Raw genomic sequence first — 22,874 nt, forward strand, 5'->3', positions numbered from 1 at the left:
TTCTCAGCTTGCACCCGTCGGTTCGCTACCTCGTTGCGGAGGTGTTACGGTTTTCGTCGTTGCGGGCGGTGCAATCGATGACCATCGACCCTGTCTTGTCCGGGCGGGACATGGTGGTCTTGGCGCCGACGGCAGGAGGAAAAACCGAAGCTGCATTTTTCCCGCTGATCAGCCGAATTCTGACGGAACGGTGGGAAGGGACGAGCGTTCTTTACGTGTCGCCATTGCGCGCGCTGTTGAACAACCAAGAGCCGCGACTCGCGCATGGCCGATGCCGTCGGGCTTTCGGTGGGCAAATGGCATGGTGACGTCGCAGCTCGAGAAAAGCGGGCCATGGTGGCCGAACCGCCGTCGATATTGCTGATTACGCCGGAATCGCTCGAGGTGCTGCTGCTTTCGGGCGGAGAAAAATCGGACAAATTGCTGCATTGCGTACGCGCGGTGGTGGTGGACGAGGTGCATGCGCTCGCAGGCGACGCGCGCGGGGCGCATTTGATATCGGTCGTGGAGCGGCTGCAACGACGAGCGGGGAAGCACATTCAGCGCATTGGATTGTCTGCGACGGTGGGTAATCCCGAGGCCCTTTCGTATTGGCTTTCCGGAAGCGGTGTGGAAGGTCGACCTGTCGTCATCACGCCGCCGCGTGACGCCAAGGCGCCACTATTTCAATTCCGATCGGCGCGAACGAAGGAGCGAGCTGCCGAGGTGATTCGCGCGCTCGGTGCGGGGAAAAAGCGGCTCGTTTTCGTGCAGGGGCGGCGCGATGCCGAAGGTTTGGCAGGGGCGCTCGAACGGCTGGGTGTGCGTGCGTGGGTGCATCATTCATCGGTGGGTCGCGAGCAGCGTGATGCGGCGGAGCAGGCATTCAGAATGGACGGCCGATCCGGTGCTGATTGCGACGAGCAGCATGGAGCTGGGGATTGACGTAGGCGATTTGGATGAAGTGTATCAACTCGATTCGCCGGGGACGGTGTCGTCGCTCGCGCAGCGATTGGGACGCAGTGGGCGTCGAGCGGGAACGCGTCCGGAGATGACGTTCTTGCTGGATGGACCAGAGACGTTGCTCGTTGCCCTGGCCGTCACGGAGAGGTTTTCCCAGGGGTGGATCGAAGACGTTCGTTTGTCGACGCGCCTCTGGTCGGTGCTCGTGCATCAGATCTTCGCAAACCTGCTCGAAGCGGGCGGATTGACGCGAGGGAGCCTCGTGGAGCGACTACGTTTCGTGCCATCGTTTACGGGGTTTTCCGACGAGGAGTTGTTCGGCCTCGTGGATCACCTCGTTGCCGAAGGATGGCTCGATGCCGCCGACGGAGTGCTCGTGCTGGGGCGACGTGCGGAGCAGCGGTTCGGGGCAAAAAACTTTCATAAACTTTATTCTGTCTTCGAGACTGGGGAGACGCTGGTCGTTCGTCATGGCAATACGCTCGTCGGCACGTTGGATCGGTGGTTCGTGCTGATGCTGAGCTCGTCTCGTCCAATGTTTCGCCTGGCGGGGCGAAGTTGGAAGATTGTGGACATGGACCTGTCGCGAGGCGTTTTGCGGGTGGTTCCGGCGCCTTCGGGGGGAAACGCCGCAATGGTCGGGGCGAACGGAGGTTTATGGGCGACGGGTATGCGAGCAGATGCTGAGCTTGTTAAAATCGGATCACGTGCCGGAGGGGCTCGACGAGACGTGCGAGATGTGGCTCGCGCATGCGCGGAAGCTCCTAGCTGACGTTCCGGTGACGCCAAAGGTTCGTCCTGTGGTGCGTGACGAGCGCGAATGGGTATGGCACACGTTTGCGGGGACGAGCATCAATGCGGTACTTGCGCGACTGCTCACGCATGCCAGCGGACTTGGGACATCGGTGAGCAATTTGTCCGTGAAAATTAGGTCGGTCGGTGCTGGGGCAAAAGATGCAGTGGTGCGGGTACACGAGATGCTCGTCGAGGGGGACTTGCCGTCGGTCGAAGAGTGGGGCGAATTCGATGCGACCAAGCGGTCGGCGCTCTTGTCGGCATTTCAAGAATGCCTACCGAGCGAGAAAGAGCAGGCGTTCTTGCGCGATTCGCTCTTGGATGCGCAAGGCGCAATGGAGTGGGCGAGGAAGTAGAGGTTTGAGGTTCGCTTTGCGCGATGCGAGCTGGGTGACCTCAAGCCGATGCGCACAAGAGCTCCGCCAGCACCGACACCGGCTGCTCCCATAACTTCTCGTAGTTCACGCTGAGCATCTCGCGCGAACGGCAACCTCGCAGGTACGCCGCGCGGAGCCTCCCAAGGTACGCCCCGAACCCTTCGAGCCCGTTCTCTTTGATTCGCAGCGGAACCGAATATGCCAGAATCAGCATCGCCTGGCGCAGGCCGAGGTTACCGAGCACGAATGCCTGGAGCTCCATTTCCCCAGCCACGTCCGTACCATAACCCGTGATCACGTGGAACAAGTCATGCGTTTCTCGATAACGCTTGCTCAGGTAATCGACGTCGCTCGATATGGTAAACGTGGTCTCGAACGGCTGGATGCCATTTTGGCGGAAATAGCGCACGAATTCATGACCGAGCGTCCCCTCGGGCAGTCGCTCCAGCGCTGCAATGTCGAGCTCACGGCCCTGCAGCGTCGGGCGCTCATCGAGCAGCCGGCGACCGTCGGCCGTCTGCCGCCACGCGCGCGCCAGCTTTGCATACGTTTCGCTATCCATACACGCATTCACGAGCGGCCCGTAATACGTGTTCCCAGGGTCGTCCTTCAAGATACGGAGCGCACGGATGGCCATGCGAGTGCGCGTAATGACCGATGCATTCGGGGGCAGCGTCGGATTCTCTTGTTCCACAAATCACTCCTTGCATGTCATCTGCAAAGCAGTCAGGGCCGTCAGACCCGATGGTGCTCGCACGTCGCCCAAACATGTCTCGACAAGACGGGCCTGTCCACTCGAATGAGGATCGCCACTGCGAATACGACGTGCACGGTAATCACCGATCGGCTAGCCTTGCGGCCCAAACTTCGAGGAGCTCACAACATGAAGCGACAAGCGCCCGGTCCCGGAATGCTCGAGTTCATGCATGGCGTTCGCAAACACGGATTCCTTGATCTCATAGGCAAGTTGTGGCGCGAGCATGGTGACGTGTTTCAAGTGCGCATCGGTACGCGCACATTGGTCTTCGCCATGCACCCCGACGCGGTCGAGCACGTCAACATCTCGCAGAAGCACAAATACGACAAGCGAGCGAGCTACGACGGATTGCGGAAGTTTTTGCTGCGCGAGGGCCTCATCGTCAGCACGGGCGATTTGTGGCGAAGGCAGCGCAAATTGATGGCGCCCTTTTATACGCCAAAAGGCGTGCAAGCCTATGCCGAGCTGATGGTTCGCGACGCCGCGCGCCTCCTGGAACGCTGGGGGACGCTCTCCAATACCGGCGCCGAGGTCGAAATCGCCGAGGAAATGACCATGGTGACCGCCTCCATCATTCTCAACGCCATGTTCAGCACCGAAAAAATGGAGTCGATCCTCGAGGTGCAAGAGGCGGCGCAGACCATCATTTCTTTCTCCAGCGAGCGGCTCACGGGTATCCCGCTCCCCGTGTGGCTACCGACCGAAAAGAACCGCAAATACATCGAAGCGCGGAAGTTCGTGCAAAAAATCATCAGCGAGCTCATCACCAAGCGGCGCGCGACGGACGAATCGCAATGGCCCGATGATCTCCTCTCGCGCCTGATGAAAGCTCGGGATGAAGAGACCGGGCAAGCGATGTCCGAGCAATTGCTGCACGACGAGTCCATGACCATTTATTTTGCGGGGCACGAGACGACGGCGCGTACCATGACGTTCGCGTGGTACGCATTGGCGATGAATCCCAAGGTGACCGAGCGATTGCACGAGGAGCTCGATCGGGTGCTCGGCGGGCGATTGCCGACCGTGGAGGACATGCGCAAGCTCCCGTATACGCTTCAGGTCGTGAAAGAGGTATTGCGGGTGTATCCGCCGGCGCCATTCTATGCTCGCGACGCGGTCGCCGACGACGAATTGGGTGGTTATCACGTGCCTGCGGGAGCGTCGATCATGCTGTCGCCTTATTACACGCATCGGCATCCGAAGTTCTGGGAGACCCCCGAGGTATTCGATCCCGAACGTTTTACGCGCGAGCGCGAAGCTGCACGTCATGCCCACGCGTACCATCCGTTCGCCACGGGGCAACGCATCTGCCTTGGCAATAACTTCTCGCTGCTCGAAACGCACCTTTTGCTTGCGATTCTCGCGTCGCGCTTCAAGCCTCGATTGCGCCCCGGCTATTCGCCGCGCTGGGAGATGCGAGGCACCTTGGGGCTTGCAAACGGCCTGCCGATGACGATCGCCGCCCGCTGAAGGGTCGAGCGAAGCGGCCTCGACACACCCTCGCGAGCGCATTTCTGTTGCCCACCGCGAACATTTTCGGTATCGTCCGCGCCCTCGCAGCACGCGAGGACACGGCGGCATCGCCTCGACAAGGGAACCCACGGTTTGAAGCGCGAAGAGATCACCAGCGGCGCAAGCCTCGAAGGCGTCGAGCCGTCCCTGACGCGAGCCGACGAGCCTTCGCTGCGAGAAGTTACCGCGGCACGCTCGTGGTCCTCTCAGCTCACCGCTGAGGCCAAACGGGTCGACTTCGAGATCAAGGCGCTGAAGGAGCGGGTGGAGAGGGTATGACGACGCGGATTGATGCGCTGGAGTTGAAGAATTACCGGTCGTTCGCGGAGCTGTCGATCACGTTTCATCCGCAGCTCACTGTGCTGGTCGCGCCAAATGGGGGTGGGAAGACGGCGATTCTCGATGGGTTGGGCGTTGCCTTGTACGCCCTCGTCGATACGCTCCTCGAGAAGAACCATTGCAATGGATTCGTGAAAACAGACGTGAGAATAGGGCGAGATCGATTTGCGGGAGGGTCGATGGTCTCTTTCACGCCAACGCGACTGTATGCTCGAGGGATAGTCCACTACGACTCGATTGAATGGCAATGCGAATTGGCAAAACCCAATGGTCGAATGTCACGCGCTCGCGCGAAAGAGATCGTTGCTCGGGGCGAGCGGTATTTGGAAGATCTTCGCGCGTACGCGGATAAAAAGAGTAAGATACCGCCAATTTTTCCAGTCATTGCCTATTATGGTACTGGACGATTGTGGAGTGAACACAAGCTCACTGCCAAAAAGAAACAGATCGCCGAAGACCTCCGTTTTCAAACGGGCGCGTATGCGGATTGTCTTTCATCGTCATCAAGCTATACGCATTTCGCGGTGTGGTTCGAGCGTGTGGTTCGCGAGGCCCAAAATGAATTGCAAACGGGCAGAGCATCGCCTCATCGACCGCAAGCGATGTTGGCTGCAATTCGTGACGCAGTCGATACTGTCTTGAGACCATCAGGGTGGCAACAGCTCGATTGGGATTTTTTGACGAGCGAAATTGTGGCGTCACACCCCGATCATGGGCGATTGCCTGTAAACATGCTCAGTGACGGAATTCGTAACCTCATTGGGTTCGTGGCAGATCTTGCACATCGAGCCGTTCGACTCAATCCACACTATCGCCATGAGGCATGTTTCTTTTCACCGGGAATTGTGCTCATCGACGAAGTGGACATGCATTTGCACCCAGAATGGCAACAGCTCATCGTTGGTCAGTTGCGAGAGGCTTTTCCGCGAATCCAGTTCGTCGTAACCACCCACAGTCCCCAAGTCTTGTCGACGGTGGACAAGGAATCGATTCGCATCATTCGCATTCGCGACAGCATTGCCATCGTTGAAACGCCCCAGTTCCAAACCCGCGGCGTGGAGAGCGCTGATGTTTTGGCACGTATCATGGGTGTGGATCCTGTGCCACACGTGGAAGAAGCGTCGTGGCTCAACAGGTACCGCGCACTCATTGAAGACAATGAAGCCGAATCGGCAGAGGCTCTGGCCCTTCGCGCGCAAATCGTCTCACATTTTGGCCTCAATCACCCAGTGGTCATCGATTGCGATCGATTGATCCGTTTCCAATCGTTCAAGGTGCGGCGTGGCCGGCCGGAAGGAACTTGAACATGCGGAAACTCAACCGGTCCACGGTAGCAGAGCCGCCTTGTTTACAAAATTATCGCTACGGTTTCCACAACTGGACCCACGTCGACGTATTGGCAAAGGCACAAATTCGCGACCACCTCGACCAGATGCAGGGCAACCGTTGTGCGTACTGCGAAGGGAGACTCGACGAGCTCGGGCAACACATCGAGCATTTTCGATCGAGGCATCGATTCCCTGAGCTCACATTCGCCTGGGCAAACCTTTTCGCGTCATGCAACCAAGAGGATTCTTGCGGGCATTGGAAAGACCAGCACGAGCGATACGATCCCGATGACCTTCTCGATCCCTGTGTCGATGATCCCGACGAATTTTTTCGTTTTCGGTCCGATGGCTCAATCGACATACGCAAGGATCTCGACGAAAGGCGCAGACATCGTGCCCGAACAACGCTTCGTGTATTCAACCTCGACGCGCATCGTGGTCGATTGCAACTCATGCGTCGACGTCACCTCGCGGGCTTTGCGGCAATGGTCGCAGATGTGCATGGATTATCGCCGAGCGAGCTTCAACAGCTTTTGGCTGCCGAGTTGGTAGCGGCGGAATCCGGTCCATTCTATACCGCCGTACGGCACGTGCTGACTCAGCTTTGAGCCATGACCCACCCGATCAAATCCACCATGAAACTCATCGACGTCGCCCTTACGTTCGACGCCACTCATGCGCTGCAAATCGCCCCCAGCCATGAAGCATCGCACTCGGCTCGCCCGTGCCAACGCCCCCACGCGTAAAGCTCCATGGACGGCTCGGGGCAGCCTCCATCCACGAGCCGTACAGATCCATGGACGGCTCGCCCCAGCTCGCATCTTCACGCGTCCGCAGGTCGCCCTGGGCCGCGCCGACCTCGCATCTTCACGCGTCGAGGGGCCGCCCTGAGCCGCGCCGACCTCGCATCTTCACGCGTGAAGACGTCGGCCCATGCGGAGCCGAGTTCGTATCTCGTGCGGTGGAATCGTCGATTCAGCCGGTTTACGCTTCGTCCGGATCGTCTTCGTCGCCTTGCTCGTCGGTGTCGTCCACGGGGGCGGTCTTGTTGCTGAGGAAGAACGCGTCGGCCCAATCCTTCTTGCGCCCCGTGCGGCCTGCGATGGCAACCAGCTCGCCATAGTTTGCAAGGCGAATGGCATTGGCGTTGTCTTTCCAAGCGCGCACGTCGAGGCGTGCTTCGGTACGGGCGAGCGCTGCGCCGCGCACTTCTTGGACGATGGTTTTGCCGTGGTCGATGAGCGGCTGGAGCAATCCGACGTGGGTGGTTTTGAAGTCGTCGGTGTAGAGCTTCAGGGCCAGCTTGCCGACGATATCGGCGGCGACTTCGATTTGTCGCTTCAGCGCGAAACGAATGACCTTGTCGATGGATTCGGAGAACAGCGTCTTGAACTGGGGCTGTTTGCGATCTTGGCCGACCAGGAAGAGCGTTGCATTGTGCAGTTTCCGCAGGGCATCGTTCAAATGGGCATCGGCGATGCTTGCGCGGGCGCTTGCTTTCAATTCGCCACGACGGGTGTCGAGGTCGATCTTCAGAATGGTATTGAATTCGTCGAGCGCTTGGCTGACGGGGGCGGCCAAGTGTTTGGCCTCGTCGTCTGCGAGCAATGCGGCTTCGTGGAAAACGAGGTCGGACCAGAAGACGAGGACCGCTCGCGAAGGGTCGATACGTCGCATGAACACGAAGGGTAGGGGAACATGGGAGGGTGGGCCAACAATGTGGCGAGGATTTTTGGGGGCGAGTGGGGTGCGCGTACCTGCGGCTCAGCACGAGTCCGCTTCGAGCTGTTCGATGCGCTGCTGGGTGGCCGGGTCGATGGGCGTGCCGACGGCTGCGTGCAGGTCGCGGAGCAGGGCGATCGTTTTGCGCACGTCGTTCGCCGACGCCTGCGGAGACTGCTGGTAGAGGTCCCAGTAGATGTCGAACGCTTCTTGCACGGACGCCAGGGCCGCTTCGCGCTGGCCCAATCTGCTTTGCGTGACGCCCAGGTTGTGGAGGCTTCTCGCCAGGCCCGGCAGAAACGTTTCCGGGCGCTGCTCGGCCAACTTTCGCCGAATGCCGACGGCTTCCTGCGCGGACGACAGGGCCGCTTCGCGCTGGCCTAAGGCGCTTTGCTGAATCCCCAGGTTGGCGAGGCTGCCTGCAAGATCTGGTAGGAACGCGTCCGGGCGCTGCTCGGCCAGCTTTCGCCGAATGTCGACGGCTTCCTGCGTGGACGCGAGCGCCGCTTCGTGCGAGTCAAGCGAACTTTGCCAAATGCCTAAGTTATGGAGGCTTGCGGCGAGGTTCGGCAGAAACGTTTCCGGGTGCTCCTCCAGTAGCTTTCGGCGAATGTTGACCACTTCTTGCATGGACGCCAGGGCTGCTTCGTGCTGGCCCAATTCGCCCTGCACATTGCCCAGGTTGTTGAGGCTCGTCGCGAGGAGCGGCAGAGACGTCTCCGGACGCTCCTCAGCTAGCTTACGGCAAATGTCTACCGCTTCCGCGGCTGTAGCCATGGCCTCCGCAAATCTTCCTTCGTTCACCCATCCCAGCGTCGCTTGGTCCAACGCAATCGCGCGCCCTTCCGAACCCGGCTTCCGCCGATTCGCCTCCAAGATCCAAAACACCGGATCCGGCGCCGTCGTCGTCGTGCGGTGCTCCTCCAGCGAGCGTTTTTCTTCCACGACCACGCTGGCCTGTTCCCGACGCACCGCCGTCGTCCCCGATAGTTCGAGCACAATCGACCGAATCGACCACAAATCCGGCGCAGCCTCGCGCACCAGCACCTTCATGTCCAGCGGAGCAACGATGACCAGCCCACCCGTCAATTGCCGCCGCAGGATCTCCCGCCGCTCGTTCGTCCGCAAAAGACGTGACCCCATGCATCGGCCCAAGGTTGCTCGTCGCGTCCCGCCCCGTCCACTTGAAGCGATTGCAGCCACACGCAACCCGCGCCCGCTCGCTCCGGGGACAACATCCACGGCAATGCCTGACGCAGCTCGTCGGGCGATTGCGGCATACAAACATCCATTCGCCCAGCGCCCTCCGCTTCGAGCATTCCAGCGACGCGATGGCGAATCACGGCCGCATCGAGCGACGAGGGGGAAAAGACGAAAGCCAACCAAAACCCTGTCGCATATTCGAGCGATACGCGAAAACGCTCCCACTCCGCTTCGTCCTGCTCGGCAAGACGTTCCGGGAGACGGGGCTCGCGGGGCTCAACCATGTTCCTTCTTTGCCGCACGCGCGGCTTGCACTTCTTTCGCAAGCTGCAACACGTGACCCCGAATCAGCGGATGCACGTCGTACCATTCGGGCCCATTGCGATAACACAGCACCATGTTGGTATCGAAGAAACGCGCCAACTGGATCAGATTGGATTGGTCTTCGAGCGCCGCTTTGTGCGTGATTGCAATCTGCGCGAGCCATAGGGCATCGTTTTCTGCGATGGGCAATAACTCTGTGCGCATCTGATCGAGCGCCTGCGTGATGACCCAGTCATCGACCGGGAGCTTTTTCGCCCGCCTGATCACTTCAGCGACCATACGCAGCAAATTACGCAGATGCCCGCCCGACTCCGCAACCATTCGCTCCATCTGCGCGTCCGAAAGCAAGTGCGTTGCGCGTGAATGCCGCTTTTTGATGAGCTCCACCAATGCATCCTTGCCCGATGTCGCAACATTGTCATTCTTGTCTTTGATTTTTATTGCCGGGAACATCTGCACCGCGCCCGCCGGATACAAGCTTCCCAGGTTCGGATATCGCACTTTGAGAAAGGGGGGAATGGTATAGATGACGTGCAGCCCCGGAATTCGAAGCTCGGCGGCATGCATCGCAAAAAGGTTTTCGACGGACGCTTGAACCTCGGTGCCGTTGGTGAACGTTCCTCGAATTTGTTCGATGGAATCGACGATCATCAGAACCTTGACGCCATTGCCGTATTTTTTCCGAAGCGCCTTGATGCACTCTTCGAAAAACTTGTGCACCTCGACGACCAACCCTCCCAAATGGCCGGCCATGTGCTTTTGGACGCGCTCTTTGAAGATCGGATCCTCTTTGAAGCTGCCCTTGAGGCCGAGTTTTGCCGATACTTCGGCGCCTTTGCTGATCCCCGCCACATCCACGTCGGTCTTGGCTTTGGCGGCGATTTCGGCAGAAAACTCCGACAACTTGATGGACCCCAAAAACGACCGGAATCGTTCCCATACGCTTTCGTCGAGGCCGCTTTTGCCGAGGAACTTGTCATCCTCCAGGGCCATGCCGAAGGCTCCCGTGATGGACATGAGGAAATCGCTGACGTCGATCGGCGTCGACATGTTGATGTATTGCGCGATGTCGATCAGCACGACCTTGCCGTCGGCGCTCTCGATGCGTTTCTGCAACCTTCGCAGTTCCGTGCTTTTGCCGATGCCACGAAAGCCTGCGAGGAGCTGCACGCTGTCGTCGACGTAGCTGATGGTCTGCTCGAGCAGCTCGACGGGGTCGACACCGAGTGCATCATGGTCCTCGTAGAGTCGAACGTAACGAGGATCATCGGGAGAGAGCGGAGCATCCATGACCGCGCGGTAAAATTCCTTGAGAAAAAGGCGGTCTTCGGCGGTGAGGGGCGTCATCGGCGCGTGAAGGTACCACACGTCGAGGGCCAGAACGCAAGAAAACGCAGATGTTACCTGGTCGGTGCCAAGGGCTGGGGGAGTTCGGCAGCGATATGTTGCGAACATCTTGAGAGCGTGGCCACAGCTCAGCCGTTCTGAAGAGGGTGCCTGCGTGTAACTTTCGCGCTGCGTCCCGCCCCAAGCGCTCGTCACAGTGCTTGTCTTGCCACCTCGGATGCCGCTACGCTGCAAACATGCGTTCCTCGACCTACCTTGGCACCTTCCTTTCGGCAGGCGCGGTCTTCGCGCTTCTGACCATCGACCCAGCTCCAGCTTTCGCCGCCGAATGCGGCTGCACGCATGAAGTCATGCCTGGCACCACGGGGGTCAATGGCACCGACATCGGCGTGAAACCGGGCGACGTCGTCTGCATCATGGCGGGTGATTACGAGTTCATTCGGTTCCGCGAGATCCACGGGACGGCCGATGCACCCGTCATTGTCAAGAACTGCGGCGGTGTCGTCAACGTGCGTAACACGGACCGCGCTTATGCCGTCGACTTCCAGGGCAGCTCGCACCATTTCCGGCTCACGGGCACCGGCGAACCCGGCGTCGAGTATGGCTTTCGCGTCAGCGCGCCCGACAAGGACCCGCATCCGGGCGTAGGCCTGTGGTTCCTCGACAAAAGCACCGATTACGAAGTCGACCACATCGAGGTGTACGAGACGGGTTTCGCGGGCGTCATGTCGAAGACCGATCCGCTTTGTGACGGCAGCGCCGATCAAGACAAATTCGTCCAGAAGAACGTGCACCTGCATCACCTTTGGATTCATGACACGGGCGGCGAAGGGTTTTACGTGGGCAGCACGCAGGGCAATGGTCACACGATTACGTGCAATGGGCAGCAGGAGGTGCGGATGCCGCACTTTCTGGAGGGGATCGAGATTGACCATTGCCTCGTGGAGGACACCGGCTGGGACGGAGCGCAGATTGGGATGGCGCGAGAAGGTTGCAGCTTTCACGACAACGTGATTCGCCGCGTCGGGAGCGAAATGGTGCAATACCAATGGATGGGTCTGCAAATCGGCGGACCATCGAAGTGCGACATTCGCCGAAACATCATTTCCGACGGGCCCGTGAACGGCATTTTTGTATTTGGCGCAGGCGACACCACCGTTGCGGACAACGTGGTGATGCGATTCGGCGAGGTCGACATTTATGCGAACATCCAGAACAACCCCGGGCCTGTCGCTTATCGCATCGCGCACAACACGCTGCTCGATTTCGGCGAAGCTGCGGTGCAAGTTTTTGGCGACGCGGTCGAAGGCGCATTTGCGTACAACAATTTCGTGGTGGGACCAAGCTCGGCGATTGCGGCTGGCAACGACGTGGGCTGGGCGGCCGAGGGTAATGTGTTCGTGCCGGCGGTCGCCGACGCTCAATTCGTCGCTCCAGACGCGGACGATTACCACATCAAGGAGAGCTCGCCCGCGCGAGGTGCTGGTATCGACCATAGCGCGGACGGTTTTACCACGGACCTGGACGGGTATATCCGTGCCAAACCTCCAGCGGCCGGCGCGTACGAATTCGTGATGGATTCGCCCACGAGCGGCGCAGGCGGTGGCTCGAGCAGCTCGGGCGGAGGCGGCGCAGGCAATGCGGGCGCGGGCGGTGCGGGCGGCGGGGGCGGCGGAGCACCGGGGGACCTGGGTGTCGACGAGGGATGCGGATGCCGCGTGGCTGGGAGCGGCGAGGGCGCGGGGGCGGGGCTTGCGCTGGTGGTTGGAGCGTGGCTCGTGACGCGCATTCGGCGGCGAGGGCGTATGCGAGCGATATAGGCATTGAACGAGACATCAGCGCTGCACGCTGGAGAACCCGGACGATTTGGCTGTTCAGCGAATCGAGCTTTGCGTATCATCGTGCCGCGGACGCCAAACTAATGAGCACTTCCATGTCCAAGCCGCAAATGATTCCGTGCCGTGTTCATATCATCCTTGCCCGAAAGGCACCCGTGGCCATTGCGATTCGCCGTGGTCCATCGAAACGAGTGTGCACCGTCGGCTGGGACCGAACGAAAGACACGTTTCAAGTGGGCCAATGGCTCAAGGGGCGGATTTACGAACGGCGTTGCGATCTGTCACCAGATGGGCGCCATTTTATCTATTTCGCGATGAATGGGAAGTGGAAAACCCGAGTCAAGGGCTCGTGGACGGCCATTTCGATGACGCCCTACCTGAAAGCCGTGGGGTTATGGGCCAATGGTAGTTGCTGGAACGGCGGTGGATTGTTCACGTCGAACAAGCATTATTGGCTGAATGCGTTTCCTTTCGGCAACGAGGAGGTTCGCGCGCCGCGGGGGCTCGAACAGGATTCGTTTCCATTTCATGAACGATACGGGGGCGAATGCCCAGGCGTCTACTACGTGCGGCTTCAACGTGACGGCTGGAGGCTCGTGCGGCTCGAGCAACCTGCAGACATATTCGAAAAGCAAGTCGCGAAGCGCTGGATCTTGGAGAAATCTGCGTACGCGACGTCATCGCATCAGGTTGGTAGGGGCTGCTATTTCGATACGCATCGATTAAAAACGACGGACGGCAGCGTGGTGCTCGATCTGCCGGATTGGGAATGGGCGGATGTCGATGGCACGCGTTTGGTGTGGATCGCGGGAGGTGTTTTGCATGCCGGGCAGCTCGTACCCGAAGGATTGACGAATACCAAGACGCTCTTCGACTTCAATTCGCTGACCTTCGAAGAGCTGAAGGCGCCGTATTGACGTTTGGTAAACGTGCCCTTATCGGTGGAACTTCGGATGGCACGGGAAACCGGCGTTCGCCGCGGCCGTTCGTTTACTGGCTTTGCGCGTACTCGGGCCAGTTCGGCCGATTGGGGGCCCGTCCTGAGCGCATCGACGAGATGATTCGACCCAGAAGCTTACGCTCGTCGTGCGCAGGTCACTCGACGCGCCTCAGTTGGCGTGCGCTCGTCGAGCGTCGAGGATTGGGCGGTGTCGACACGGTCGCGCTCGTCGAGCAAGTGACCGGCGCTTGCATGAGGATCGTTCAGGCGCGTCGTGCGCGGGTCATGCGACGCACTTCGGCTGGCTTGCGCTCGTCGCGCCCAAGGTGCTTCGACGTTTTCGGATGGCTCGGGCGCGCCGTGCCGAAACAATTCGAGCGGCGCGAGTAGCCAGCGCTCGTCGTGCGTGAGCTTCACAAGGAGAAGCGCGCCGAAGGGGCAGCTTGGTGTGCCGCAAAGAAAACACTGCTCGAGGTCACCGCAACATTATCAATCATGCGAGCAGCAATGGACGCTGGTCCTGATGATCGGCCGATGGACGTACCTTGGGAAATGGCGTCCCTCTCCGAGCGCGACAAGTCGAAGTGCCAGGGACAACGCACCCGTGGCAAGATCGCTATTGACGCTTGCAAAGATGGGTGAGATGACAGCTTCCGTCATGGTCGAGTGCGACCGCATGCTGGGAGGACAATCCGTTGAGCACCTACGAGCACATGCTTCACCTCGCGCGCGCCGGCGCGAACTTGCTGCACGTCGCATCCTACGAATGGGAGCGAGTGCAGGGGCTGGTCCTTGGCATGTCCGACAAGTTGGAATTGCCGGTGCGCATTTGGAGCCAGTCCGATGGGCTCGTTGCCTGCGACAAAGACGGCAATCGGCATGTGGAGGACGAGGACGCTACCGACCCGCTCAAGGTGCTGTCTCAAATTCACGCATCCGAGGAACCTGGGATTTGGTTGCTCGAAGACTTTCAGCCATTTCTGAAGGACGAACACCATCCCATCCTGCGCTGGCTGCGGCAGATTGCGCGTCTCCCAGCGTCGCCTCGAAAGATTGTCGTTTTGTCGACTCCGGTGCCCGGACTGCCGACGGATCTGCGCAAAGAGATCCCCACGCTCGAATTGGAACTGCCAGGCGTCGACGATCTACGCTTGGTTTTGCAAGATGCGGCGGAAGCGCTCAGCGTGCGAGCTTCAGCGGACGAAGCACTGCTCGATGCGGCGCGAGGGTTGACGGTCATGGAGGCGAGGCTCGCTTTTGGCAAAGCGGCCGCTGAGCTCGGGCGTCTCGATCATGGCGCTGTGCGGCTCGTCGCCCAAGAGAAAGAACGCATCATCAAGCAAAGCGAAGTGCTCGAGTATTACCCGACGGATGCACGAATGGCCGACGTCGGCGGGCTCGAACAGCTCAAGGAATGGCTGGATCGCCGTGGACGAGCCTTCGGTGCGGGCGCGCGAGATTTCGGTTTGGATGCGCCGAAAGGCGTGCTGCTGCTCGGCGTGCAGGGCTGTGGCAAGAGCCTCTTGGCGAAGGCCGTCGCGGCGACGTGGCAGTTTCCGCTCCTTCGATTCGACTTGGGCAAAGTATTTGGCGGAATCGTCGGACAATCCGAAGGGAACATCCGCACGGCGCTGCAAGTCGCTCAAGCGCTCGCGCCATGCGTGTTATGGATTGACGAAATCGAAAAAGGCTTGGCCGGGATGGGTAGCTCGGATCAAACGGATGGCGGGACGACGGCGCGCGTCGTAGGGACGTTACTTACGTGGATGCAGGAAAAGCGCGAGCCGGTGTTTGTTGTGGCAACCGCGAATCGAATCGACATGCTCCCGCCCGAATTGCTGCGAAAAGGTCGATTCGACGAAATCTTTTTCGTGGACTTGCCGACGCGTGCGGTGCGCGAAGAAATTCTTTCGATTCATTTGCGTAAGAAACGGCGAGATCCAACCGATTACGATTTGACGAAACTAGGCGAGCGCTCGGTCGGGTTTTCCGGCGCGGAATTAGAAGAAGCCGTTCGGGAAGGTTTGTACGATGCATTCGCCGAGGGCAAGGAGCTGGCGACTGAGCACATTCTGCAGGCGCTCGAAAAGACGTTTCCTCTGTCGCGAACGATGGGAGACCAAATCGAGAGCCTGCGTCAATGGGCGAAAGTGCGGGCGCGTCTTGCCAACGGTCAACCTCCTGAGGCGCTTCCGAAGGATTCCGCTGAAACCACGGTCCCGCGATTGAAGCAAGAGACAACGCGCAACCCGTTCATTCCTGGGGGGCGGTCGTGAAGGTATTGTTTTTTCACGCCACCGCAGGCCATCCGCGGGTCGCTCCACCCCTGATGGATCAGGCGGGGAAAACGCTGCGGCCGTTCACCCGGTACCTCGGCCAGGCCATTCACACGGCAAAGCAGCGGCAATTTCGTTATCAGCTTCCCTGGGAGAAGGTCCGCAATCTACTGACGATTCGCCTCGATCCCGTCGATAGCCAGCTCCGCGTGCCTCGACGACAACCCGGCGTGGTTCTTGTGCATTGGCCCGAAGGCAAAGCGCCGGACTTCTCCCAGCAAGGGTTCATCATGAACCGTGGGGTCGCCTTTCGAGTCGATACTGCCAGTCGGACGGATTCCGGCTTGCGCGTCAAGACCGACATTCCACTGCTTCCAAGCGATGACGTGTTTTGGTGCGGCGTGCGCGCAGCAGTCGAGCAAGAAGCTGCTCCGCCTCTTCCACGAGACGTGCGTGATTTGCAAGGTCGACCATTAAAACTCGCGGCTCCCCCACGCGCCAATGATGACGACCGGTATTGGCTGCTGCTCGTCGAAGGGGAGCACGACGATTGCGACCTCGTCGTGGATGGTGAAGAGGTCGAGGCCGAGGCACTCACCACTTCGGCGGAACTGCATCGGGTGGTGGATCAGCAGGGCCGGTCATTCCAAGTGCACGGAGGAATCCTTCGGGTTGAAGAACCGCCTGCGAATGGGTTGCTCAAGGGCGACAATGGCCTGCGATACCGCTGGTCGGAAGGCGAGTCGTCTGGCCGGCGGGGGAACTGGATTCAACTTTTGCCGCCAGAATCGTCCGACGCCGAAGATTTTATGGACCCGCGCGCGGCCTTCTGTGAGGGCGATCTCGAGCAGGTCTGGACACAGCAGCGACATGCCAAGGACACGACCTTCAAGGTCAAAAAAGTCGACCAAGACCGTTACCAAGTTCTCCTCGACCGCTATCCGCCCGAGGACAGCACGCTCTACTTGCCCGTGGACCAGCGAAATCTTCAGCTCCAACGGCGGGCCTTGCGACAGCTCGCGGAGGCCCCGCTGCCGCATCATCGAGGGTTGCTCCGCCTTTGCGAAAATCCCGAGCGAGTCGATTGGCCAAAAGTTGAGCCAGTGCACATTTCCGACTGGCGGGCTCTCAAGGATGCCACGCGCAGTGGGACGGACGAGCAACGCGCGTTCGTGAGCAAGGCGCTGGGAAGCCCGGACTTCGCGTTCCTCCAAGGACCGCCCGGGTCAGGAAAAACCACAGCGATCTGTGAGATGGTCCAGCAGCTCGTCGAGCAAGGACAACGCGTACTGCTTTGCGCCTCTACACATGTGGCCATCGACAATGTGCTGGAACGCCTGCTCGAAGCGAGCTCCCCCATCTATGCCGTGCGAATTGGCAAAATCGACAAAGTCGATGACAAGGTTCAAGCCACGCAACTCGACGAGCGCATCTATAAGTTGATATCGATGTGGCGCACGCAGCCGGCGATGCAGGTCTACGGCGATGGGGATTTGGAGGACATGGCCGAGCGCACGGTGATCATGGCCGCAAACCTGACCTGTGGCACCACGATGGGCATCGTGAATCACCCTCTTTTCAGAGGACGCGACCAGGATCTGCACATCTCCGAGCGGCCGATCAGCACGATGCCCCATTGGGATGTGCTGATCGTCGACGAGGCAAGCAAAACGCTCATCCAGGAGTTTTTGGTCCCGGCGCTCATGGCAAAGCGGTGGATCATCGTGGGCGACGTGCGGCAGCTCCCGCCGTTCACGGATCGAGCGGACATCGTGGCGAACTTGCGCGACCTCGTGGATGAGAACGACAAACCCGTGTTCCCGCTGGATCATCAACGCGCGTGCTTGCTGCTGTTCCGGATGCTTCGGCGCCTGGTTCGCCAGCCGGCAATGCGCTGGCTCATGGTTGAACGTCCGGGTGTGCTCGAGTGGATAGCTCGTGAATTGCAAGTCGAACCAGAGCCACGCCCGTCCGTCGTGCGGGTGGTCGCCAAAGGGGCGAGCTCGAGCGGGCCAGTCGATGTCGTGACGGTTGCCGATCTCCGTGCGGGCAAACCCGCGGCGCTGAAGCTTGCTGCCGCCGATTGGGTTCTGGTCGCCGACGACCTGTTGCCCGAGGTGGCCGATCTGCTTCCTTCGAACCTGCTGCTCACCGTGGACGTCACCGCCGACAACAGCGGGGGGTTGCACGAGGGCAACGTGCTCCTGATGCGACATGCGTGGTGGTTGCCACGCTCAGGGCGGCTTTCCGAGCCGTACGACGCCGATCGCGATTTTGCGTTCAAGCATAAAAAGGACAAGGTCACGACATTCGCCGAGAGTGAAATGTGCGAGGCGGAGTGGTTGAGTCGGCATACTTTGGCGAACGAATTGGCTTGGCGGCTTACCCGACTGCACGAATTGCGGTACAGCCGCAAAGACAAAAAATGGCTTCGTGACGAGCTGGGATGGCTTCAGCCGCTCGCAACCAGCATTGCAGAACCCATTGCGGAAATCGAGGACATCGGCCTGCCGAGCATCATAGAAGTGCTTCAGGAAGGCATCGGCGTCGACCGTTCGGCGCGACGCAGTGCGCTTACGATAGGGCTCGCGGCATCGCGCCCCAATGATTTTGCCGCCCGCTTCGAAAGCCTGACGTTCCAACACCGCATGCATGCCGAAATTGCGCAGTTCTCGCGAGAGATCATTTATGAGGGCCAGGCACTCAAGGATGCCAATACCATTCAAATTCGCGATGATGTTTTGGGGTGGGACTTCGGCCGGTTCCCGTCGCGACGTGCTTGGGCGAATGTGGATGGGCACGACAACCATGGCGTAAACCGCCAGGAAATCGACGTCATGGCCTCGATATTGCGAGACTTCATCGATTGGGTGCGGCGAAAAGGAGCGCCGAATCGGACATCGCCGCGCGTGTGGGAAGTCGCGTGCTTGTGCTTCTACTCGAAACAGGAACGCGCCATTTCGGAGAAACTCTATGAGGTGACGGGAGACAGTCGCAAGACGCGATTCGAGGTGAGGGATTTGCCCATCGAGATCGTCTGCGGGACGGTGGATCGTTTCCAGGGGCGCGAGGCGGATCTGGTAATGTTATCGATGCGCAACACCGGTCGCATCGGGTTCCTCGATAGCCCGAACCGTTTGAACGTGGCGCTCACGCGAGCGCGGCAGCAGCTCGTCATCCTCGGAAAATACAGCTATTACCTCGGTTGCAATATTTCGGAGCTGAAAGAATTGGCCGGACGAACGCTGCTGGTCGATCACCATGAAGTCCGTCGATGGGCGCGGAGCAAACGATGAAAGCAGTCTTATGTTGTGAGATTTCCGTTTCGCGTATCGCCGTGTTTGCCGAGATGGCGCGGCTGGAGCGGCGGCCCGAATTGGGCTTGCTGTGCAAAGCTGCTCGCGCACAGGGCCAGCGTATCTCCGTGGCAATGGTGCAGTCTGTGCTGCCGGGTTTGCCGGACGCCGGTGCGAACAACGTCATCGGGTGGTGCCGAACGCTCGGACTTTGCGACGAACACGGTGGAATCACCGCGCTCGGCGAAGACGTGGCAGAAAGCAATGAAGCGCCGGTGCCCGAACAAGGCGTATACCGTCTCTGGTTGGTCGAGCATCCGTTGATCGGTCGTCGAGTGCTCGCCGTGGATCCTCTCGCTTCGAGAAACGATCAGCGATTCGACAACATCCAGCAGCTTCCGGTCGAACCCGAGCGAGGCAAGGTCTTTCGATCGGTGGTCAAGTCGAACGAGCGGTTCATCGTTCGCGACTTGCCCACGAACCACGGTCAGCCGGGGTGCTTCGTGGAGCAAACTCACGCCACGTGCCGCCTGCGCTGGACGCTCGACTTCGATGCCGAGCGCGACCACTGGCAGCTCGAAGGCTCGATCGAGGTTGCGCAGGGAAATGGCAAGTATGCCATGCGGCCGATGCAACACGAACCCGAAAAGGACGGGCTCGAATTGTGGAAGCTCGCGGAAATCTGGGGTAGGGGACCGCTGCGGGAATTTGGTGTTTGGAACGCTGACGAACGTCGACTTGCTGTGCCATTTCAAGGGCTCGCCGAGAGAGAAATCGAAACCTTTCGCAAAACCTTGACCCTTCGTCGTGTGGAGGTTCTAGGCAAAGGCATGTACGACAATGTGCCTTTGGAGGACGTTCCTATCGGTCCGTTCTCCACGACAGACGCGCAGCAATGGGCCATGGCGCGATTCGATCGACATGTCATCAAGAAACCAGCGTATCGAAGCCGAGCCGAAGTGCGCGCGCGATTTGCCGAACTGACCGAAGGCACGCCGCTCGAAAAGTTTTCCCCCAGATTGCCGGCGCATGAAGACCTTTTGCGAACGCACGAGAAAGACTTGGGGAGCTTTTGGGCATTGGCGGCCCCCGTGGACCTTGCGCCGCATCCAGTCGCTCCTGACGAACTTGCGGCCATGCGCATCGGGAGCCACGCAACCTTGACGACATCATCTGAGCCGCAGTGGTTCAATGGAGGTGGCCGATGATGCAAGGACCCATTCGCCGTCTTCCACGGGAGCGCGTCGAGCGCCGTGACGACGCTCAATTGACTACGGCGTGGGTGTGGGTGGATCGTCCCGCAACGATTCTGCCTGGTTTGACGTGGCTCACGCATGGAACGCCGACTCCTTTCCGCACCGACCGAGGTTCGCCGGTGCTCGTGATGCTCGGCTCGAATGACGATGCCGTGTTCAAAGAACTGCTCGAGCAAGCCAGCACGGGTGCTCGAGTCTATGTCCTCGTGTCGAAAGAATGGGAAGCGAAAGGCGTCCATCAGGAATTGATTTATGCCTCGAAGGTACTGATTCGCCGAGTCCCCGAAGTGCCGGCGTCGGCAATTCACACTGCGCATGGCTCGAGGCTATGGCTCGGTGGACCATGGAGCCTTCGTCTGGACGATGCGCAATCGGCCGCTATACGCCAAGTCTTTCTTCGGTTGTTTTGGCACGAAGCGATTGAAGAAGCTTGGACGGGCGGCAAACAATTACTTTGGCGCCCCACCAGTGAACGCCCATTCGACGTGCCCGACGTTTCGCGCAATGCGCCGGTGCGATTGGTTGGTTCGGACGCACGTCTCGAAATCGATATGCGTGGAGCGCTCGTGCATCTCACCGGCGGCTCGCTGCCCGATGCGACGCCGCGAAAGCTCTGGTTTCCGGCCGGCGCGGATCACCATGATCGACTTGCAAAACTCGTCCGGGACCGAGCCGAAGTGGTCTGGGACGACCGGGGCTTGCCCGACTTTGCCATTGGTGCGAATGGCGCCGAAGTTCTGCTTCCCGGTACGCGTGCGCGCATGAGCGTCATGCTCATGCCCGAACAAACAGCAGATGTCACTCGCATTCTCGAAGCGCCGGCGCGGTGGAACTTCGGCGTTGATGTGCGCATCGGCGATCCTGCGTTACGCTCCGCCAAGTTCTGGCTTGCCGGTGAAAAGGGTGCGCGTGACATCGAGGCGGAGCAACCCATTCCAGTCGCCGACGTCATGGCGAATTCGCTCCGTACCGTGCCGGAATCGTCGCCTGCAACATGGCGTGCCGCGCAGCCGCTCGCATTGTCCGTTCGTTATCGATGGACCGTGGTGCCTCCTAAGCTTCCTGCCGGAACCGTAGAGGATCCACTGATCGTCAAATGGAACAAGGTTGATGACGAGTGGCGATCGCGTATTGGTCAGGTGCGCCAAACCTTGGAGATTGTCGAGGAAAACCAGGGGCGCGTGGCAAAAATGTTTTTGCGTCTCGCGAGTGCATTGCTCGGCTTTGGGCGTACCCACAAGGGGTTGCTCGAAAATGTGGCAGCGATGGAGAAACAACGACCGTCCGCGGCGGGACCATCGAATGCGTTGGAAATGCTGTCGGACCTCGCCAAAATCGAAGAACAAGCGCGTAAACTGCAAGGCGATATCGATGAAGCCGAGCGCAAAGAGCGTGAGGAGCAGGAGCGCGAGAAGCAGAGAGCCGCGCATCAAACTCGCGTGGACGACGCAAATCGCGAAATCCCGGTGAAGCGTAAGGCGTTGACGGATGCGGAGGAGTGGGTTTCCGCGCTTGTCGAGGAGCAAGCGTCCCTCGAGGATGCCATGAAGGCCGCGGACAAGGAGGAGGTCAAGAAGGACCTTTACGCGCGCAAAAAGAAATTGACCGATGACGTTACGCGAGCGAAGAAGGACGTCTCGCGGCTGCGTGGCGAGATCAGCAGTTTGGAGGAGCAGGCGGCCGAAAAGTTCGATTTTCGCCTGCCACCCAGTCTTACGCCTCGCCAGAAACCGGGCAATGCGGGCCGGTTTGTCCCAACCGCGTCCACGACGCGTCCGGAAAGCAACGTGCCGGATAAAGCATTGCCCGAAGTGGGGGCATTGCGGATTCTGAAGAATCAACGTTATCTCGTGATTCAAACGTGGGAAGAATTGATGCAAGGCGAACAAGCCGCCGAACGACTCGAGGCCATGCTCGTAGCGCCGGAGAATGTATGAAAGAGCAACGCATTACCATCGAGATTGACGGCGACGGGCGTATCACGGCCGATGCCGAAGGATTCACCGGCGACGTGTGTCTGCGCGATTTGGAGCGGCTGCTCGAAGGGCTTGCGCCGGGAACGGCCACCGTGGATCGCAAACCCGATGCGGGGACGGCGCAAGTCACGACGGCGCGCACGATGACCGTGGGGAAGAAGAAATGAGCGCATATATTACGCTCGTCACGCCGATGCTCGACGAGGAGTGCTTGATTGCGGCACTCGTGGATCAGGGAATCGCGCAATCGGTGATCGAGCGTTCGACGACACCGGTAGAACTGCGCGGTTGGCAGAAGGGGCGCCAAGCCAACATCGTTCTGCGCAAGGAGCACACCGGCGATGCATACAATGACATCGGGTTCCTTGCAACGAACATGGGCTACACGGCGATTCTCAGCAACGACTATGCGCGTTTCGGCACTGAATGGCTTGGACGGGTCAACGCTCGCTACCAAGTGCATTACGCAGCCAAACAAGAACGCCTCGCAGCCGCGGAACGCCGACGGCTCGAGGAGGAACGCCAGCGCGTCGTCGAAGCGCAGCGGCACGCCGTGCATGAGCGGGCCAAGAAAATGGGCTACCAGGTGAAAGAGACGCGTGAGGGCGAGAAAATCCGATTGGTCCTTGTTAAACGAACCTATTGA

At 59.7% G+C, this 22,874-nt stretch carries 22 protein-coding genes; 16 read left to right on the forward strand and 6 right to left on the reverse strand.

What is annotated here, in order from left to right; genetic code table 11:
* Positions 1 to 77 precede the first annotated feature (77 nt).
* Genes IPM54_26230 through IPM54_26245 form a run of 4 tightly spaced genes read left to right on the forward strand, consistent with a single transcriptional unit; the run spans position 78 to position 2,093 of the window.
* Positions 78 to 308 (forward strand): DEAD/DEAH box helicase, encoded by a 231-nt coding sequence (locus IPM54_26230; GenBank protein MBK9263288.1) that lies wholly within the window; start codon positions 78 to 80, stop codon positions 306 to 308.
* Positions 265 to 924: a DEAD/DEAH box helicase gene (locus IPM54_26235; protein ID MBK9263289.1), complete on the forward strand. Its 660-nt coding sequence runs from the start codon at positions 265 to 267 to the stop codon at positions 922 to 924. The genes IPM54_26230 and IPM54_26235 overlap by 44 nt, the downstream gene beginning before the upstream one ends.
* Positions 908 to 1,714, forward strand: a complete 807-nt coding sequence (locus IPM54_26240; GenBank protein MBK9263290.1) for a hypothetical protein — start codon at positions 908 to 910, stop codon at positions 1,712 to 1,714. Before IPM54_26235 ends, IPM54_26240 begins: the two co-directional genes overlap by 17 nt.
* A gap of 7 nt (positions 1,715 to 1,721) precedes the next feature.
* On the forward strand, positions 1,722 to 2,093 hold the full coding sequence (locus IPM54_26245) for a hypothetical protein (GenBank protein MBK9263291.1): 372 nt from the start codon (positions 1,722 to 1,724) through the stop codon (positions 2,091 to 2,093).
* Positions 2,094 to 2,133: 40 nt separating this feature from the next.
* Here the strand turns inward: IPM54_26245 and IPM54_26250 are convergent, their stop codons facing one another.
* The gene (locus tag IPM54_26250) at positions 2,134 to 2,751 is read right to left on the reverse strand and encodes a hypothetical protein (GenBank protein ID MBK9263292.1); all 618 of its coding nucleotides are present in this window, start codon (positions 2,749 to 2,751) and stop codon (positions 2,134 to 2,136) included.
* A gap of 246 nt (positions 2,752 to 2,997) precedes the next feature.
* Between IPM54_26250 and IPM54_26255 the strand changes: the two genes are divergently transcribed.
* The 4 genes from IPM54_26255 to IPM54_26270 all read left to right on the forward strand — a co-directional run bounded on the left by IPM54_26255 (position 2,998) and on the right by IPM54_26270 (position 6,658).
* Positions 2,998 to 4,341, forward strand: coding sequence for a cytochrome P450 (locus IPM54_26255; protein MBK9263293.1), 1,344 nt, complete (start codon positions 2,998 to 3,000; stop codon positions 4,339 to 4,341).
* Positions 4,342 to 4,476: 135 nt separating this feature from the next.
* Complete coding sequence (locus tag IPM54_26260; GenBank protein ID MBK9263294.1) at positions 4,477 to 4,662, forward strand: hypothetical protein; 186 nt, start codon at positions 4,477 to 4,479, stop codon at positions 4,660 to 4,662.
* A complete protein-coding gene (locus IPM54_26265; GenBank protein ID MBK9263295.1) occupies positions 4,659 to 6,026 on the forward strand; it encodes an AAA family ATPase in 1,368 nt (455 codons plus the stop codon). The genes IPM54_26260 and IPM54_26265 overlap by 4 nt, the downstream gene beginning before the upstream one ends.
* A 2-nt stretch (positions 6,027 to 6,028) precedes the next feature.
* Entirely contained in the window at positions 6,029 to 6,658 is a 630-nt protein-coding gene (locus tag IPM54_26270) for a TIGR02646 family protein (GenBank protein ID MBK9263296.1), read from the forward strand.
* Positions 6,659 to 7,034: 376 nt separating this feature from the next.
* Here the strand turns inward: IPM54_26270 and IPM54_26275 are convergent, their stop codons facing one another.
* From IPM54_26275 to IPM54_26290, 4 genes are all read right to left on the reverse strand, one after another.
* Entirely contained in the window at positions 7,035 to 7,727 is a 693-nt protein-coding gene (locus tag IPM54_26275; GenBank protein MBK9263297.1) for a hypothetical protein, read from the reverse strand.
* Between the two features lie 87 nt (positions 7,728 to 7,814).
* Positions 7,815 to 8,915 (reverse strand): tetratricopeptide repeat protein, encoded by a 1,101-nt coding sequence (locus IPM54_26280; protein MBK9263298.1) that lies wholly within the window; start codon positions 8,913 to 8,915, stop codon positions 7,815 to 7,817.
* Positions 8,858 to 9,259: a hypothetical protein gene (locus tag IPM54_26285; GenBank protein MBK9263299.1), complete on the reverse strand. Its 402-nt coding sequence runs from the start codon at positions 9,257 to 9,259 to the stop codon at positions 8,858 to 8,860. Before IPM54_26285 ends, IPM54_26280 begins: the two co-directional genes overlap by 58 nt.
* Positions 9,252 to 10,646, reverse strand: a complete 1,395-nt coding sequence (locus IPM54_26290; protein ID MBK9263300.1) for a hypothetical protein — start codon at positions 10,644 to 10,646, stop codon at positions 9,252 to 9,254. The genes IPM54_26285 and IPM54_26290 overlap by 8 nt, the downstream gene beginning before the upstream one ends.
* Before the next feature lie 236 nt (positions 10,647 to 10,882).
* On the opposite strand from IPM54_26290, the gene IPM54_26295 reads away from it, so the two are divergent.
* Positions 10,883 to 12,466 carry a right-handed parallel beta-helix repeat-containing protein gene (locus tag IPM54_26295; GenBank protein ID MBK9263301.1) on the forward strand — a complete coding sequence of 528 codons (1,584 nt, stop codon included), beginning with the start codon at positions 10,883 to 10,885 and terminating at the stop codon, positions 12,464 to 12,466.
* Between the two features lie 113 nt (positions 12,467 to 12,579).
* Positions 12,580 to 13,401, forward strand: coding sequence for a hypothetical protein (locus IPM54_26300; GenBank protein ID MBK9263302.1), 822 nt, complete (start codon positions 12,580 to 12,582; stop codon positions 13,399 to 13,401).
* Between the two features lie 158 nt (positions 13,402 to 13,559).
* Here the strand turns inward: IPM54_26300 and IPM54_26305 are convergent, their stop codons facing one another.
* Entirely contained in the window at positions 13,560 to 13,841 is a 282-nt protein-coding gene (locus tag IPM54_26305; GenBank protein MBK9263303.1) for a hypothetical protein, read from the reverse strand.
* 296 nt (positions 13,842 to 14,137) lie between these two features.
* On the opposite strand from IPM54_26305, the gene IPM54_26310 reads away from it, so the two are divergent.
* From IPM54_26310 to IPM54_26335, 6 genes are read left to right on the forward strand one after another with little or no spacing between them, the layout of a single operon-like run.
* Positions 14,138 to 15,700, forward strand: a complete 1,563-nt coding sequence (locus tag IPM54_26310; protein ID MBK9263304.1) for an AAA family ATPase — start codon at positions 14,138 to 14,140, stop codon at positions 15,698 to 15,700.
* Positions 15,697 to 18,996 (forward strand): AAA family ATPase, encoded by a 3,300-nt coding sequence (locus IPM54_26315; protein MBK9263305.1) that lies wholly within the window; start codon positions 15,697 to 15,699, stop codon positions 18,994 to 18,996. The genes IPM54_26310 and IPM54_26315 overlap by 4 nt, the downstream gene beginning before the upstream one ends.
* Positions 18,993 to 20,204, forward strand: a complete 1,212-nt coding sequence (locus IPM54_26320) for a hypothetical protein (protein MBK9263306.1) — start codon at positions 18,993 to 18,995, stop codon at positions 20,202 to 20,204. Before IPM54_26315 ends, IPM54_26320 begins: the two co-directional genes overlap by 4 nt.
* The gene (locus tag IPM54_26325) at positions 20,201 to 22,189 is read left to right on the forward strand and encodes a hypothetical protein (GenBank protein MBK9263307.1); all 1,989 of its coding nucleotides are present in this window, start codon (positions 20,201 to 20,203) and stop codon (positions 22,187 to 22,189) included. Before IPM54_26320 ends, IPM54_26325 begins: the two co-directional genes overlap by 4 nt.
* Positions 22,186 to 22,395, forward strand: coding sequence for a hypothetical protein (locus IPM54_26330; GenBank protein MBK9263308.1), 210 nt, complete (start codon positions 22,186 to 22,188; stop codon positions 22,393 to 22,395). The genes IPM54_26325 and IPM54_26330 overlap by 4 nt, the downstream gene beginning before the upstream one ends.
* Positions 22,392 to 22,874: a hypothetical protein gene (locus tag IPM54_26335; protein MBK9263309.1), complete on the forward strand. Its 483-nt coding sequence runs from the start codon at positions 22,392 to 22,394 to the stop codon at positions 22,872 to 22,874. The genes IPM54_26330 and IPM54_26335 overlap by 4 nt, the downstream gene beginning before the upstream one ends.

This window comes from Polyangiaceae bacterium (assembly GCA_016715885.1).
In the GTDB taxonomy this organism is placed as follows: domain Bacteria; phylum Myxococcota_A; class Polyangia; order Polyangiales; family Polyangiaceae; genus Polyangium.

Coding starts and splice junctions, on each gene's coding strand:
- IPM54_26230 (MBK9263288.1), top strand. CDS start 78: ATGACCATCGACCCTGTCTTGTCCGGGCGGGACATGGTGGTCTTGGCG.
- IPM54_26235 (MBK9263289.1), top strand. CDS start 265: ATGGCCGATGCCGTCGGGCTTTCGGTGGGCAAATGGCATGGTGACGTC.
- IPM54_26240 (MBK9263290.1), top strand. CDS start 908: ATGGAGCTGGGGATTGACGTAGGCGATTTGGATGAAGTGTATCAACTC.
- IPM54_26250 (MBK9263292.1), bottom strand. CDS start 2,751: ATGGCCATCCGTGCGCTCCGTATCTTGAAGGACGACCCTGGGAACACG.
- IPM54_26255 (MBK9263293.1), top strand. CDS start 2,998: ATGAAGCGACAAGCGCCCGGTCCCGGAATGCTCGAGTTCATGCATGGC.
- IPM54_26265 (MBK9263295.1), top strand. CDS start 4,659: ATGACGACGCGGATTGATGCGCTGGAGTTGAAGAATTACCGGTCGTTC.
- IPM54_26270 (MBK9263296.1), top strand. CDS start 6,029: ATGCGGAAACTCAACCGGTCCACGGTAGCAGAGCCGCCTTGTTTACAA.
- IPM54_26275 (MBK9263297.1), bottom strand. CDS start 7,727: ATGCGACGTATCGACCCTTCGCGAGCGGTCCTCGTCTTCTGGTCCGAC.
- IPM54_26280 (MBK9263298.1), bottom strand. CDS start 8,915: ATGGGGTCACGTCTTTTGCGGACGAACGAGCGGCGGGAGATCCTGCGG.
- IPM54_26285 (MBK9263299.1), bottom strand. CDS start 9,259: ATGGTTGAGCCCCGCGAGCCCCGTCTCCCGGAACGTCTTGCCGAGCAG.
- IPM54_26290 (MBK9263300.1), bottom strand. CDS start 10,646: ATGACGCCCCTCACCGCCGAAGACCGCCTTTTTCTCAAGGAATTTTAC.
- IPM54_26295 (MBK9263301.1), top strand. CDS start 10,883: ATGCGTTCCTCGACCTACCTTGGCACCTTCCTTTCGGCAGGCGCGGTC.
- IPM54_26300 (MBK9263302.1), top strand. CDS start 12,580: ATGTCCAAGCCGCAAATGATTCCGTGCCGTGTTCATATCATCCTTGCC.
- IPM54_26310 (MBK9263304.1), top strand. CDS start 14,138: ATGCTTCACCTCGCGCGCGCCGGCGCGAACTTGCTGCACGTCGCATCC.
- IPM54_26320 (MBK9263306.1), top strand. CDS start 18,993: ATGAAAGCAGTCTTATGTTGTGAGATTTCCGTTTCGCGTATCGCCGTG.
- IPM54_26325 (MBK9263307.1), top strand. CDS start 20,201: ATGATGCAAGGACCCATTCGCCGTCTTCCACGGGAGCGCGTCGAGCGC.
- IPM54_26330 (MBK9263308.1), top strand. CDS start 22,186: ATGAAAGAGCAACGCATTACCATCGAGATTGACGGCGACGGGCGTATC.
- IPM54_26335 (MBK9263309.1), top strand. CDS start 22,392: ATGAGCGCATATATTACGCTCGTCACGCCGATGCTCGACGAGGAGTGC.